The sequence below is a fragment of the Williamsia soli genome (assembly GCF_017377795.1).
GTDB classification, from domain to species: domain Bacteria; phylum Actinomycetota; class Actinomycetes; order Mycobacteriales; family Mycobacteriaceae; genus Williamsia; species Williamsia soli.
Window position 1 is genome coordinate 645,409 of record NZ_JAFRDR010000001.1, and the last position, 13,878, is coordinate 659,286.

Here is a 13,878-nt window from a genome sequence, read left to right on the forward strand (position 1 = left end):
GTCCCCTAGCGGGTTTCGAGTTTGGGAGTCACTCGTTCGACGATCGCGGCGGTGTCGACGCCGGTGGGTAGCGTGCCGAACACGTCGCCGTGGTCGCGCCCGAGCCGGCTGACGGTGAACGCGTCTGCAACCGCCGGGTGACCGTAGCGGACGAGCAATGAACCCTGAAGTACTTGCGCCATCTGGCCGACGACCCGCCGTGCCCGGTGCTGCAGGCTGTCGATGTCGAGGAACTGGTTCTCCAGATCGGAGATCGCGCGATCGAGGTGAGCGTCGGCTCCCGCGGCGAGCTTCACCTCATCCAGAAACGCAGTGAGCGTCTCGGGCTGCTTCGCCATCGCCCGCAGGGCGTCGAGAGCGGCGACGTTGCCCGACCCCTCCCAGATCGACATCAGCGGAGCCTCTCGATACAGGCGCGGCATGCGCGACTCCTCGACGTACCCGTTGCCGCCAAGGCATTCCAGGGCCTCCGCGGCGTGGATGGGTGCGCGTTTGCAGACGTAGTACTTGCTCACAGCCAGGGAGATCCGGCGCAGCGAATCTGCGAACGCGTCGCCCGCAGCGGCCTTGTCGGTGATGTCGGCAAGCCACAGAGCAACGGAGGTCGCCGCTTCGGCCTCGATGGCGAGGTCGGCGATCACGTTGCGCATCAACGGTTGACCGATGAGAGTGGCACCGAATGCTGTGCGGTAGTTGGCGTGGTGCGCGGCTTGTGTCACACCGTTGCGCATACTCGACGCCGAGCCGAGCGTGCAGTCGAGACGGGTCATGTTGACCATCTCGATGATGGTCGGCACCCCACGACCCTCATCGCCGACCAACCAGCCCACCGTGTTGTCGTACTCGACCTCACTGCTGGCGTTGGATCGATTGCCCAGCTTGTCTTTCAGGCGCTGTAGCGCGAAGGTGTTGCGGGTTCCGTCCGGCAGGATTCGCGGGACCAGGAAGCAGGACAACCCGCCGGGCGCTTGCGCCAGGACGAGGAACACATCGCACATCGGCGCCGACGTGAACCATTTGTGACCCGTGATGCGGTAGGTGCCATCAGAAGTGATGGTTGCCGTCGTCGTATTGGCGCGAACGTCGGAGCCGCCCTGCTTCTCCGTCATGGACATGCCCGCCAGCAACCCTGCCTTCGATTGCGGCGTACGCAAGCCCGGGTCGTAGACGGTCGACGTCAGTCCGGGTTCGTACAACGCTGCCAGGTCGGGATTGGCGCGCAGCGCGGGGACGGCGCCGTAGGTCATCGAGATCGGGCAACTGTGGCCGGCGTCGACCTGGCTCCACACACTCATCGTCACCGCCCGGACGAAATGCGGGTTGGGTGTTGACCGCGTCCACGGCGTGCCGGCGAGTCCGAGTCCGACCGCCTCCTTCATCAGGCGGTGATAGGCGGGGTCGTAGTCCACCTCGTCGATCCGATTGCCGTATCGATCGTGGGTCCTGAGCGTCGGGGGATGAGCCTCGGCGCGGTCGCCCCAGTCGATGGCTTCGGCGCTGCCGGCCAGCCGCCCGACCCGGTGAAGCTCGTCGAGGACGTGATCAGCGTCGGCGCGGTGCACTGCCTCGAGAATCGACGGGGTGTCGGCGGCGTCGTGACCGACCAGCTCAGGGACCTGATTTGTGACGAGATGAGTGGACATCTCTCGACTGTATTACAAAACAGTCGACGATCGCCGCAAATCTGTAATATCCGTTTGAGCGGGATAGCATCGGACGATGACTACCGGCGTGGTGGGTGTTCGGAGGCTGACAGCGCGCTCGGTGGTCCTCAGCGCACTCCTCGGATTTCACTCCTCGCAAGCCCAGGTCCGCGGGGTCCTCGCGTTGGCCACCGAGCTGGGACTGCAAGAGTCTGCCGTCCGCGTGGCCCTGACCCGGATGGTTGCGGCCGGCGACCTCGAACGCCATGACGGCATGTATCGGCTGTCGGCTCGCCTGATCGAGCGTCAGCGCCGGCAAGACGAGGCCCTGCACCCTGAGGCGGGGCCCTGGGACGGCCGCTGGCGCATGGCTGTCGTCACCACCGGCGCGTCCGGATCTTCAGATCGGGCCGCAGTACGAGACTCCCTGCGCGCCGCTCGATGTGGTGAATTGCGCGAGGGGGTGTGGGCCAGGCCTGCCAACGTCGAGGTCGTGGTGAATGCGGAGGTCCGCGCTCGTCTCACCTTGTTCTCCGCCGTGCCCGAGGGGTCGCAGGCCGAGTTGGTCTCACGCTTGTTCGCGCTGGAGCTGTGGGCCGACAAGGCCGAGGGGCTGCTGGTCGCCATGGACGGCGCCACGTCTGTGTCCGAGCGGTTCGAGGTCGCAGCTGCCATGGTGCGCCACACGCTCGACGATCCGTTGCTGCCTGCGGAGCTGCTGCCCGAGGACTGGCCGGGGGAGCGCTTGCGCGAAGGCTACGAAGAGTTTCGGAAGGAACTTACGGCGCTCGCGGAAAGGCTTTTTGCCGAGCATTCGCGGTGACCTGTCTTCCCCAGGTCGACAGCAGCACCCGTTCCAGTCATATGCGCACGTTGCAACGTGTGCATATGACTGGACGGTGTGCATCTGTTTGCGAGCGACGTGCGCCGGGGTGTCTCAAGAATTATTTAGTTGAGCGGAACAGACTCAACTCTTTGTGCGTTACACCTTCTGAACGGGCACAATGAGGCCCGTACCTACTTGTTAGAAGACCAGAAGGAAGGTGCACGAGTGGACAGTTTCAACCCCACCACCAAGTCGCAGGCGGCTTTGTCGTCGGCGATCCAAGCGGCGGCCGCGGCCGGTAACCCCGACGTTCGGCCTGCTCACGTACTCGTCGCGCTGCTTGATCAATCTGACGGGATCGCTTCGCCGCTGCTCAAGGCGGTAGGCGTTGATCCTGCTCAGACCCGTGCAGCAGCGCAACAGCTCGTCGATCGGATGCCCAAGGCCTCCGGTGCGAGCTCGACCCCGCAGCTCAGTCGGGAGTCGATTACGGCGATCTCCGCAGCACAGCAACTGGCCGGTGAACTCGACGACGAGTTCGTCTCGACCGAGCATCTCGTTGTCGGTCTGGCAACCGGCGACTCCGACGTCGCGAAGTTGCTGGCTGATGTCGGTGCCACTCCGCAGGCCCTGCGGGAGGCGTTCGTCGCCGTCCGCGGCAGTGCTCGAGTGACCTCGGCCGACCCGGAGAACACCTATCAGGCGTTGGAGAAGTACTCCACTGACCTGACCGCTGCTGCCCGCGAAGGCAAGCTCGATCCGGTCATCGGTCGCGACACCGAGATCCGTCGCGTCGTCCAGGTGCTGAGCCGTCGTACCAAGAACAACCCGGTCCTGATCGGTGAACCCGGGGTCGGCAAGACCGCGATCGTCGAAGGGCTGGCCCAGCGGATAATCGCCGGTGACGTTCCCGAGAGCCTGCGCGGCAAGACCGTCGTCTCTCTCGACATGGGTTCGATGGTCGCCGGTGCGAAGTATCGCGGTGAGTTCGAAGAGCGACTGAAGGCCGTCCTCGAAGAGATCAAGGGCTCAGCCGGTCAGGTCATCACCTTCATCGATGAACTGCACACCATCGTGGGTGCAGGTGCGACCGGTGACTCGGCGATGGACGCCGGCAATATGATCAAGCCGATGCTCGCCCGCGGTGAACTACGGCTGGTCGGAGCCACGACCCTCAGTGAGTATCGTCAGTACATCGAGAAGGATGCGGCGCTCGAACGTCGGTTCCAGCAGGTGTACGTCGGTGAACCCTCGGTCGAAGATGCGGTCGGCATCCTGCGTGGCCTCAAAGATCGTTACGAGGTCCATCACGGTGTCCGCATCACGGACTCCGCGCTGGTGGCAGCCGCGACCCTGAGTGACCGCTACATCACGTCTCGGTTCCTGCCGGACAAGGCCATCGACCTGGTCGACGAGGCCGCGTCGCGGCTCCGCATGGAGATCGACTCGCGCCCAGTCGAAGTCGACGAGGTCGAACGTATCGTTCGTCGACTCGAGGTCGAAGAGGTCGCCTTGGAGAAGGAGACCGACGAGGCATCGAAGGTCCGCCTCGACAAGCTCCGCTCAGAGCTCGCCGACCAACGCGAGGAGCTGAACGAGCTCTCGGCCCGCTGGCAGTCCGAGAAGAACGCCATCAACTCGGTGCGCGATCTCAAGGAACGTCTGGAACACCTCCGTGGTGAGTCCGAACGCGCAGAACGCGACGGTGATCTCGGTCGTGCCGCCGAGTTGCGTTACGGTCAGATCCCCACGCTGGAAAAGGAACTCGAGGCCGCTGCGGCGAAGTCGGGTGCCACCGGTGGCGGCGATGTGATGCTGCAGGAAGAGGTCGGACCCGATGATGTGGCCCAGGTGGTCTCGTCGTGGACCGGTATTCCGTCAGGACGCATGCTCGAGGGTGAAACCGCGAAGCTGCTCCGGATGGAAGACGAACTCGGCTCCCGCGTCATCGGTCAGAAGCTGGCCGTCGAAGCGGTGTCGGATGCGGTGCGTCGTGCCCGGGCCGGTGTCGCCGACCCGAACCGGCCACTGGGATCGTTCCTGTTCCTCGGCCCGACCGGTGTCGGTAAGACGGAGCTGGCCAAGGCTCTTGCGGAGTTCCTGTTCGACGACGAGCATGCGATGGTTCGCATCGACATGAGCGAGTACGGCGAGAAGCACAGCGTCGCACGGCTCGTGGGTGCGCCCCCGGGCTATGTCGGCTACGAATCCGGCGGTCAACTGACCGAGGCCGTACGGCGTCGCCCCTACACGGTGGTGCTGTTCGACGAGGTCGAGAAGGCTCACCCCGACGTGTTCGACATCCTGCTGCAGGTCCTCGACGAAGGTCGGCTGACCGACGGCCAGGGTCGAACGGTGGACTTCCGTAACACCATCCTGATCCTCACCTCCAACCTCGGTGCCGGAGGTGACAAGGACCAGGTCATGAACGCGGTCCGGATGGCCTTCAAGCCGGAGTTCATCAACCGCCTCGACGACGTCGTGGTGTTCGATGCGCTCACCCCGGACGAGCTGGTGTCGATCGTCGACATCCAGATCGGTCAGCTCGGCAAGCGGCTCGCGCAGCGTCGGCTCACGCTGCAGGTGTCGGAAGACGCCAAGAAGTGGCTCGCCACTCGCGGTTTCGATGCGCTGTACGGCGCCCGGCCGCTGCGGCGCCTCGTCCAGCAGGCCATCGGCGATCAGCTCGCCCGCGCTCTGCTGGCGGGCAAGATCACCGACGGCGACACGGTGTCGGTGACCACAAGCGATGACGGCGAGACCCTCGTCGTCGGATAGCTGACAGATGAGAACCCCGACACCACATCGGTGCCGGGGTTCTTGCTGTCTGCAGATGTTGCAGCACCTGCAGATTCACGACAGCCGGTATTCAGCGCACGAAGTCGACCTGCACCTCGGTGACCCAGTCCGCCGGATCGTCGGACATCTCCAGATAGATCTCCCGGGCCTGGCCGTTCAAGGCGAAACCTTGCTCGGACACCCAGCGGTTGAGCTCCTGATACGTCGAGTCGATGGAGTCCATCGAACCCCGATGGATCATCGATGCGACCTCACCGCCGGGGATGTCGAAGGTGTCGAGCCCGGTCACTGGGCCGGACGCCACGGGGAAGGTGGCATGCACCCAGACCGCGTCCTCGGATTGCTCGGGTGCGGGGGAGTAGAAGGCCACGCTGGGGCCGACCGGGGTGACTGCGGTGGCCCCGAAGGCGGACATGATCTGCGGGTAGAGCGACCGGATGACGGGTCCGATGTCGTCGCTGGTCTGGCTGGAAGCGAGGGCTCGTAGCCCGACGTTCTTGATCGGGTCGACGGTTTTGGTCAGAACGGTGGGTGCGGACATGTCTGTCTCCATTTCGATGAGTCGGAGTCTCGCTTCCACCTGGGCGAGCCGGTACTGGTCGTGGCGGATCTGGGACTGGATCTCCGCGTGGCGCAGGCGCAACATCGCTCGCAGATCTGACCCGGTGAGTTCGTCGTCGACGATCCGCCGCACCTCTTCGAGGCGCAGGCCCAGGTCTTTGAGTGCGACGACGCGGTTGAGTCGCTGCAGCTGGGACACCTCGTAGTACCGGTAACCCGTATGAGGGTCCGTGCGCTGGGGTATCAACAGTCCGATCGAGTCATAGTGCCGCAACATTCGGACCGATACCCGGCCCAGCTTGGCGAAATCTCCGATGGTGATCATTGCGCTCTCCACGTTGCGGTCTCACACAGTGTCAGGGTCAAGGGTGCCGCATCCGAATGTGGTCGACAAGGGCACGCTCAATCGAAACAAAGGCCCGTTCAACGGCTTTAAAGGCCCGCTCGGCGTCTGGAAGGGCACGGTCGGCGGGGTAGGGCCGGGAGCACCAAAAACCGGGCCGCACCGTCCACGGTGCGACCCGGTTCTCCGGCCGAAATGATCAGGCAGCTACATGAGCTGCGTTCTGGGTTTCGTCACCGAGTGCGTGACGATTCATCCGGATCATGAACACGGTGACCGCCAGGGCCAGGGCCATGAACCCGGCGCCCCAGTAGAACGCCACGTCGTAGCTGTGGATACTGGCTGCCATGAACGCCGCGGGATCAGCCGGCACCGGCTCGCCGTCTGCTCCTGCGGTCATCGCACTACCCGAGCTGTTCGAGAAGACCTGCGCGACAATCGTGCTCAGCAGCGCAACACCCACCGAGCCGCCGACCTGCTGTGCGGTGTTGACCAGCGCGCTGGCGACTCCGGAGTCCTTCTCGTCGATCTGGTGCAGAGCGACTGCCTGCATGGAGACGAACACCAGACCCATGCCGAGGGCGATCAGGAGTTCACTGGGCAAGACGTGGGCGAGCCACGTCGAATCCGAATCCAGTTGTGCGAGGTACAGATATCCGAGGACGCCAGAAATGGTGCCGGCAATCATCAGGGGTCGCGGACCGAAGCGCGGGAGGAGTGAACTGGCCGACGCGGCTGAGACGATCAGCGCAATGGGGAACGGCAGGAACAGGATTCCGGCCCGTAGCGGCGTCTCGCCCAGGGTGTTCTGGAAGTAGTAGCTCAGGAACAGGAACATCGCGAACATGGCGGTCGGGATGATGAAGGCCACCAGGTAGGCGCCACCGCGGTTCAGCTCACCGGGTATCCGCAATGGGAGAAGTGGGTGCGTGGTTCGCAGCTCGATCGCGACGAATGCTGCCAGTAGTGCTGCGCCGGCAACGAACAGCATGATGGTCGATGCCGCGCCCCAACCTGATTCGGCGGCTTTGGTGAAGGCATAGACAATGCTGATCAGGCCCAGCGTGACGGTGACGGCGCCGGGGATGTCGTAACCGCCGGTTCGTTTGGTCGGTATGTCCTTGATCACGAGCCACAGGCCACCGATGGCAGCGATGATCGCGATCGGGGTGTTGACCAGCAGGGTCCAACGCCATGACATGTACTCGGTGAGTGCGCCGCCGGCGATCAATCCGATCGCCGCGCCGCCACCCGAAACTGCTGCGTAGACGGCAAAGGCGCGCGCCCGCTCACGATGTTCGGTGAACGTGACGGTGATCAGGGAGAGCGCGGCAGGCGCGAGCATCGCTGCGAACACGCCTTGGAGAGCGCGACCTGCGAAGAACGACATCTGGTCCCAGGCGAACCCGGCCATGGCGGAGGACGCCGCGAAGCCGGCGAGGCCGATCAGGAACATGCGGCGCCGGCCCAGGTAGTCGGCCATGCGTCCACCGAGAAGCAGTAGCCCGCCGAACAGCAGCGTGTAGGCGGTGAGCGCCCACTGCCTGTTGGCGTCGGAGATGTCCAGGTCGACCTGGGCGTAAGGAAGGGCGATGGTGATGATGCTGGCGTCGAGAACCACCATGAGCTGGGCGAGGGCGATGATCCCCAGTGCCCACCAACGGCGTGAGTCGCCGGTCGATGTCGGTGCGGTGTCGCGATCAGGTGAGTCCTGCGCGATGACGGTTTGGGGTGAAGCCACGAGATCCTCAAATCTGGAAGAGGGTGGATAACGAATCGATCTGTCACCGATAGTGGCAGAGTCAGACAGAAGTCGTCAAGCGACAAAATGCTGATCCGGACATTTGGCGCAGAGGGCAGCTATTTGGTCGAAGCGGAGTTATCATGTGGACGTGAGCATCGCGGAAATCGGAACAGGCCAGGTCAAGGCAGGTCTCCGTGAACGGAAGAAGCTTCAGACGCGCGACCGGCTGATCGCCGCCGCGCTGGAGCTGTGTGACCAGCAAGGCTTCGACGCAACGACCGTCGAGCAGATCTCGGATGCCGCCGACATCTCTCCGCGAACGTTCAATCGCTACTTCGCCACCAAAGAGGACGTCGTTCTCGCCCCGATCGAGGACATGATCGCCTCGATGGCGAACTCCCTCGAGGCGCAGCCGCACACCGACAACCACATCGAGGCGCTGGTCAATGCCCAAGTCCAGATCTTCGGTGGCCGGTGTCCGACCGGAAGTGTCGATCTCACCCGATTCGAGACGATGAATCGCATCATCCAGAATGCCCCGTCGGTGAATGCCCGCAGTATCGAATTGGGCGACAAGAAAATGCGGAGCATCACCGACCTGGTAGCCAAGCGGATGGGCGAGTCCGCAGACGACCCGGCGGTGCGGGTGACGGTCTCGGTCTACATGGCCCTGATGCACATCTCGATGGATACGTGGCGATGTGACCAGGACGGGTCGGTCCCCGCCGACACCGCCGTTGCCGCCGACACCCTCAGGGCGACGTACGAGACATTCCGCGAGATCGCCAAGACCGTCTGAGGTCGCCGCAGGTCAGTTGTTGTCGTCGTACTTGTTCTTGGAGTTCGTCCGCCAGTCGGAAAACTTGCGGTTGACGGTCTCCGCCACATCCGAGGCCGCCTGACCGACGCCGTCGACCACCCCTCCGAGTCCGTCGCGAATCCCCTTGATCAACGGGTCTTCGGACTCATCGAAGTTGTCGCGGTACGCCTTTCGCGCCGCGCCGATATCGTCGGCCACCTTGGCGTTGTCGTCGTCCTCGCGCCGCGGGTAGAGGCCGGCCACGATTTTGCCGTAACCACCGCGATCGACCCAGCGGTTGAGCTCAGCGGCTCGCAGCACCGAGAACGGGTGCGATTGCATCTCCAGGTTGAGCAATTTGAGGACGCCGTCGCGGAGGTCGCCGGTCCGCTCGTACTCTTTCGCCTGGGCGATGAAGGCCTGGGTGTCCATCTGATCGAGATGCTTGCCGCCCGCCAGTTTCAGTTCCACGCGTAGCGCCACATCGAGGTCTTGGCTGCAGAGCAGACCGGCGCGGTCGCCGGACAGCTCGGACTTGCGTTGCCATTCCATCAGTGCGGCGACGATCGCCCGCAGCGCCCATCCACCGAGCGGGATGAACCCGATCGACGCGGCAATCCGGGTCAGGTGCATCAACATCGTTCGGTACACCGCGTGTCCGGACAGCGCATGCCCGAGTTCGTGGCCGATGACAAACCGGAGCTCGTCGTGGTCCATCAGTTCGTACATGCCTGAGGTGACCACGATGAAAGGCTTGTCCATCCCGATGCAGACGGCGTTCACCAGTGGCGATTGGGAGATGTAGAGCTCTGGTTTGACCGGCGAATCCAGCGTTGTCACGCAATCGTCGAGCAGCGCGTCTAGGTCGGCGAACTGCCGAGGTCCTACCCGGGCCGAACTCGCGAGGTACAGCAGCCGGTGCTGACGCTCGCGGAGCAGACCCGACAGCGTCTTGAGGACCTGGTCGAAACCCTTGAGCCTGCGCAAGGCGGTCAGCGCGGTGCGGTCGGCGGGATGCTCCCACGCCCGCGAACTTATGCCCGGAAATGGGGTGCGCACGGGTACGGGTACCTGGGTCATCGTCGCTGGTCCTCCCTGTGCCGGATGAGATGGTGCCCGGCAACCCGATCAACCGTAGCGAAACATGCCTTCACCGACTGCGAATGTAGTTCTTTCAGACGACTGGGCTGACGCCGCAGACAGGCTCGCCCGGCCGGTGGGAGGTGTCGGTTCCCTGGGTTAGTTTAGGACCGTGGGGACACAGCGATGGCGGGCCGATCAGGTGCTGGCGTTGGCCCCTGATGCGGGGTCTCAGGCAGCTGGTCGGAAGCTGGCCATCCCGACGCCGTGGTCGTCGACGGGCGCCGTCGACAACGTGGTGTGGGGACTGTGTACGGGCAGTGGCAGGAATCCGTATCAGACAATCGTCGATCTCAGCGGCCCGGCGTACCGGTGTTCGTGTCCTTCCCGGAAGTTCCCGTGCAAGCACGCACTCGGTCTACTTCTGCTCTGGGCGGCCGGCGGCGTACCGGACGCACCGGCAGTCGCCGACTTCGCGAGGCCGTGGATCGACGAGCGCGCCGCGAAGGCTGCGGCTGCCCCGGTGCGCACTGAACGCGCCGAACCCAAGGACCCCGAGCGTGCGGCCCGCACCGCGGAGCAACGGGCGGTTCGCATGGCGGGCGGTCTCGAAGAGTTCGAGATGTGGCTCTCCGATCAGGTGCGCGGCGGACTCGCAGGCGCGGAGGCCGACCCGTATCGCCGGTTCGACCCGGTGGCCGCACGACTCGTCGACGCTCAGGTGCCGGGGCTGGCCCGCCGGGTTCGGGAACTGCCCGCGCTGGTCACCGGAGCCCGGTGGCCAGAACGGCTCCTCCGCGAACTGGCGATGCTGAGGCTGCTCGCGCGCGCACATCGGCGCATCGACGAACTCGACCCGGCGATGGCCGCCAACGTCCGCAGGCACCTCGGGTACCCCGTGGCGAAGGCCGACGTGCTGGCCACCGAGCCGGTGATCGACACCTGGCAGATCGTCGCCGTTCGCGACCGCGACGACGAACAGCTGATCACCCGCCGGGTCTGGTTGTGGGGGCACACCACGGGCAGGTGTGCGGTGGTGTTGTCGTTCTCACCCACTGCTGCGGGCCTCGACGGTCGCTTCATCGCCGGGATGTCGTTTGCCGGGCCACTGCACTTCTACCCGGGAACGCCTCCGCTGCGGGCACTCGTACCCGACGGCGATCTGCGGCTGACAGCGCTGACCTCGGGAACCATCGTAGGGACAACGGTGCAGACTGCTCTGGGCCGGCGTGCTGACGCGATAGCCGAAGATCCTTGGCTGCAGAGCTTCCCGGTTGTCATCGCCGGCAGGCCGGCGCTGGCGGAAGGGCGCCGCCTGCTCGTCGACGACGACGGTGTGTCGATCGACCTCGATACCACCGACGACCGCTGGTTCGCACTACTGGCCGTGTCGGGCGGACATCCGGTGCGGGTCTTCGGTGAGCTCGGAACCGAGGGGCTGGACCCGGTTGCCACCGAGGCTCTCGAGGCTCCCCAGGCGCAACGGATCGGCGCGGCATGAGCGGTTGGGACGAGCTGGTGTCCGCGGCGACGGTCGGAGTCGGGGGAAAGGCCCTCGATGTGCGTGACCTCGATCCTGCGATCGCCGCTGCGGCCGCCCGGGTCGACCGCAGAGACCCGGTGGCTGCGGTTCTTTCGATCGCTGCGCTGGACACCGTTGCCGCACGCGCGGGCCTGTTGGCTGGTCCGCCGGCCAAGGTTCTGCCTCCCGCACCTGACGACCATGGCCGGGTCATGAACGACCGCCTCGCCGGGTTACTGGGACAGGCGCTCGACTCAGGCGACGAGATGGCCACGTGGGCGATCGAGGCGATGGCGGCCCGAGACCTACGAGTTCCGTCGGAGCTGATTCCGATGCTGTTGCACCGCACCAAACGTCAGGTCAGGATCCGGCCGGCGGTCGCGGTTCTGGTGGGAACCCGGGGGCGGTGGCTCGTCGAGATCAGCGACATCGCGGCAGTGTTGCCGCCCAAGGATCTCAGCACGCAACCCGAGGACGTCGATGCCGAAGAGATCTGGTCGTACGGCAGCACGCCCGCCCGGGTGCGGGTGCTTCGTCGCCGACGATCTGAGGACGCCGTCGGAGCTCTGCAACGCCTGCAAGCGGTCTGGGCGACCGAACCCGGTGACGTGCGGGCCGCCCTGCTCGGGGCACTGGAGGTCGGCTTGTCCCTCACCGACGAGGCATTCCTCGACCGAGCCCTCGACGATCGCAAAGGGTCGGTACGCGCCGCGGCAGCGCGACTGCTGAACGGCATCCCGGACTCCGGACTGCAGCAACGGATGATCGAACGGGCGCGGCATGTCCTCGTCGCATCTGGTCGTGGGCGGCGTCTTCGCTTGTCGCTGGTGTTGCCGGAGCGGGCTGACGAATCCGCTCGGCGCGACGGCATCGATCCGAATCCACCGCGGGGCACCGGGTCGGGTGCGTGGCTCGCCCGCCAGATCCTGCAGAACACGCCTTTGGCACTGTGGGAGAACACGTTCGGCAAGCCCGCGCAGGTGCTGGTCGAGGCGGTGTCCGATGATGACGCGGACACCGTGCTCGGCGCCTGGGGCGATGCTGCCGTCGCGCAGCGCAACGCGACGTGGGCAGGCGCCCTGTATCGGGCGCCGGGCGCCGATCCCGCGCTGATCGGAATCCTGGCTGATCCGAAGAGGAGCGAGGCGACGGTGTGGTGGCTCCGCAACCGTCGACCGCCCGGGAACGTGCTGGCCCATGTTCCGGCGCCCTGGACCGACGAGGTGGCCGCAACCGCCCTGAATTCGGCTTTGCGCGAGTCGATCTCACCGTCATCGACCCCGCTGTGGCATTGGCGTGGCCTCGTCGATCAGCTGCGCCTCGGGCTGCCCGTCGGGCCCGCCTATCGCTGGATCGAACAGATCGACGCGGTGCGCGACCGGATGAAGGGTGGCTGGCCGCAGTTGCTCGAACCACTCAAGTGGGCGCTGATCCTGCGCACCGCGATCACCGAGGAGATGCATGACGAATCCTGAACCGGACATCCTGCGCCCGCATGCCGAGCAGCTCTACGCAGGTGAACTGGCGGCGCTTGCCGCCGCAGACGACCGGTCCCGACCGCAGCAGTGGAACCTGTCTCCGTCGGCGGTGGTGACGTACCTCCTCGGCGGGACGTTGAGCGATGGAACGGTCATCTCTCCCAAGTACATCGGTCCGCGGCGCCTGATGGAGGTCGCGGTCGCGACTCTCGCCACGGATCGGGCGCTGCTGCTTCTCGGTGTGCCGGGTACCGCGAAAACCTGGGTGTCCGAACACCTCAGCGCGGCGATCAGCGGCCGGTCGACCCTGTTGATCCAGGGCACCGCGGGTACTCCTGAAGAGGCGATTCGCTATGGCTGGAACTACGCCCGGCTCCTCGCCGAGGGTCCGAGCGAGCAGGCGCTGGTCCCCTCACCGGTGATGATCGCGATGCGCGAGGGCAAGATCGCGCGGATCGAAGAACTCACGCGCATCCCCTCCGACGTCCAGGATGCGCTGATCACGGTGCTGTCGGAGAAATCGCTGCCGATCCCCGAACTCGGCACCGAAGTGCAGGCCACCAAAGGCTTTTCGGTGATCGCGACGGCGAACAATCGCGACCGCGGTGTGAACGAACTGTCGTCGGCATTGCGCCGACGGTTCAACACCGTGGTGCTGCCGTTGCCGGCGACCGCCGACGAGGAGGTCTCCATCGTGACCCAGCGGGTGCAGGCACTCGGACAGACGCTGCATTTGCCCGAGATTCCGAGTGCGTCCGAGGAGATCCGCCGCGTCGTCACGGTGTTCCGCGAACTGCGGTCGGGACTCACCGCCGACGGTCGCACCCGCGTCAAACAACCCTCGGGTACGTTGTCGACCGCCGAGGCGATCTCTGTGGTCACGCACGGAGTGGTGATGTCGGCGCACTTCGGCGACGGAGTCCTTCGGCCGTCCGACACCGCGGCGGGCATCCTCGGTGCGGTGGTCAAGGATCCGGTTGCGGACGCCGTGGTGTGGACCGAATACCTGGAAGCCGTTGTGCGCGAGCGCAAGGATTGGGCCGACTTCTACCGGGCGTGCCGCGAGGTCGAACATTGACCTCG

The 13,878-nt window shown here is 65.3% G+C and carries 10 protein-coding genes; 6 read left to right on the forward strand and 4 right to left on the reverse strand.

Going from position 1 to position 13,878, the window contains the following annotated elements; genetic code table 11:
* Positions 1 to 5: 5 nt before the first annotated feature.
* Positions 6 to 1,643 carry an acyl-CoA dehydrogenase family protein gene (locus J3S28_RS02855; protein ID WP_207837323.1) on the reverse strand — a complete coding sequence of 546 codons (1,638 nt, stop codon included), beginning with the start codon at positions 1,641 to 1,643 and terminating at the stop codon, positions 6 to 8.
* A 76-nt stretch (positions 1,644 to 1,719) separates the two neighbouring features.
* On the opposite strand from J3S28_RS02855, the gene J3S28_RS02860 reads away from it, so the two are divergent.
* Together J3S28_RS02860 and clpB are read left to right on the forward strand one after the other, a co-directional pair.
* A complete protein-coding gene (locus J3S28_RS02860) occupies positions 1,720 to 2,466 on the forward strand; it encodes a PaaX family transcriptional regulator C-terminal domain-containing protein (protein WP_207837327.1) in 747 nt (248 codons plus the stop codon).
* A 228-nt stretch (positions 2,467 to 2,694) separates the two neighbouring features.
* Positions 2,695 to 5,247: an ATP-dependent chaperone ClpB gene (gene clpB / locus J3S28_RS02865; protein ID WP_207837330.1), complete on the forward strand. Its 2,553-nt coding sequence runs from the start codon at positions 2,695 to 2,697 to the stop codon at positions 5,245 to 5,247.
* A gap of 91 nt (positions 5,248 to 5,338) precedes the next feature.
* Here clpB and J3S28_RS02870 read toward each other — a convergent pair whose 3' ends face one another.
* Entirely contained in the window at positions 5,339 to 6,154 is an 816-nt protein-coding gene (locus J3S28_RS02870; RefSeq protein WP_237340931.1) for a MerR family transcriptional regulator, read from the reverse strand.
* A 217-nt stretch (positions 6,155 to 6,371) separates the two neighbouring features.
* On the reverse strand, positions 6,372 to 7,913 hold the full coding sequence (locus J3S28_RS02875) for an MFS transporter (protein ID WP_307796780.1): 1,542 nt from the start codon (positions 7,911 to 7,913) through the stop codon (positions 6,372 to 6,374).
* Between the two features lie 151 nt (positions 7,914 to 8,064).
* Here J3S28_RS02875 and J3S28_RS02880 point away from each other — a divergent pair, with 151 nt between their 5' ends.
* The gene (locus J3S28_RS02880; RefSeq protein ID WP_307796781.1) at positions 8,065 to 8,715 is read left to right on the forward strand and encodes a TetR family transcriptional regulator; all 651 of its coding nucleotides are present in this window, start codon (positions 8,065 to 8,067) and stop codon (positions 8,713 to 8,715) included.
* Positions 8,716 to 8,727: 12 nt separating this feature from the next.
* Here J3S28_RS02880 and J3S28_RS02885 read toward each other — a convergent pair whose 3' ends face one another.
* Positions 8,728 to 9,795 carry a M48 family metallopeptidase gene (locus tag J3S28_RS02885; RefSeq protein ID WP_207837336.1) on the reverse strand — a complete coding sequence of 356 codons (1,068 nt, stop codon included), beginning with the start codon at positions 9,793 to 9,795 and terminating at the stop codon, positions 8,728 to 8,730.
* A gap of 172 nt (positions 9,796 to 9,967) precedes the next feature.
* Between J3S28_RS02885 and J3S28_RS02890 the strand changes: the two genes are divergently transcribed.
* The 3 genes from J3S28_RS02890 to J3S28_RS02900 are packed head-to-tail and all read left to right on the forward strand — an operon-like array spanning position 9,968 to position 13,873.
* On the forward strand, positions 9,968 to 11,296 hold the full coding sequence (locus J3S28_RS02890; protein WP_207837339.1) for an SWIM zinc finger family protein: 1,329 nt from the start codon (positions 9,968 to 9,970) through the stop codon (positions 11,294 to 11,296).
* Complete coding sequence (locus J3S28_RS02895) at positions 11,293 to 12,792, forward strand: DUF5691 domain-containing protein (RefSeq protein ID WP_207837342.1); 1,500 nt, start codon at positions 11,293 to 11,295, stop codon at positions 12,790 to 12,792. Before J3S28_RS02890 ends, J3S28_RS02895 begins: the two co-directional genes overlap by 4 nt.
* Complete coding sequence (locus J3S28_RS02900) at positions 12,779 to 13,873, forward strand: ATP-binding protein (protein WP_207837345.1); 1,095 nt, start codon at positions 12,779 to 12,781, stop codon at positions 13,871 to 13,873. Before J3S28_RS02895 ends, J3S28_RS02900 begins: the two co-directional genes overlap by 14 nt.
* Positions 13,874 to 13,878: the final 5 nt, after the last annotated feature.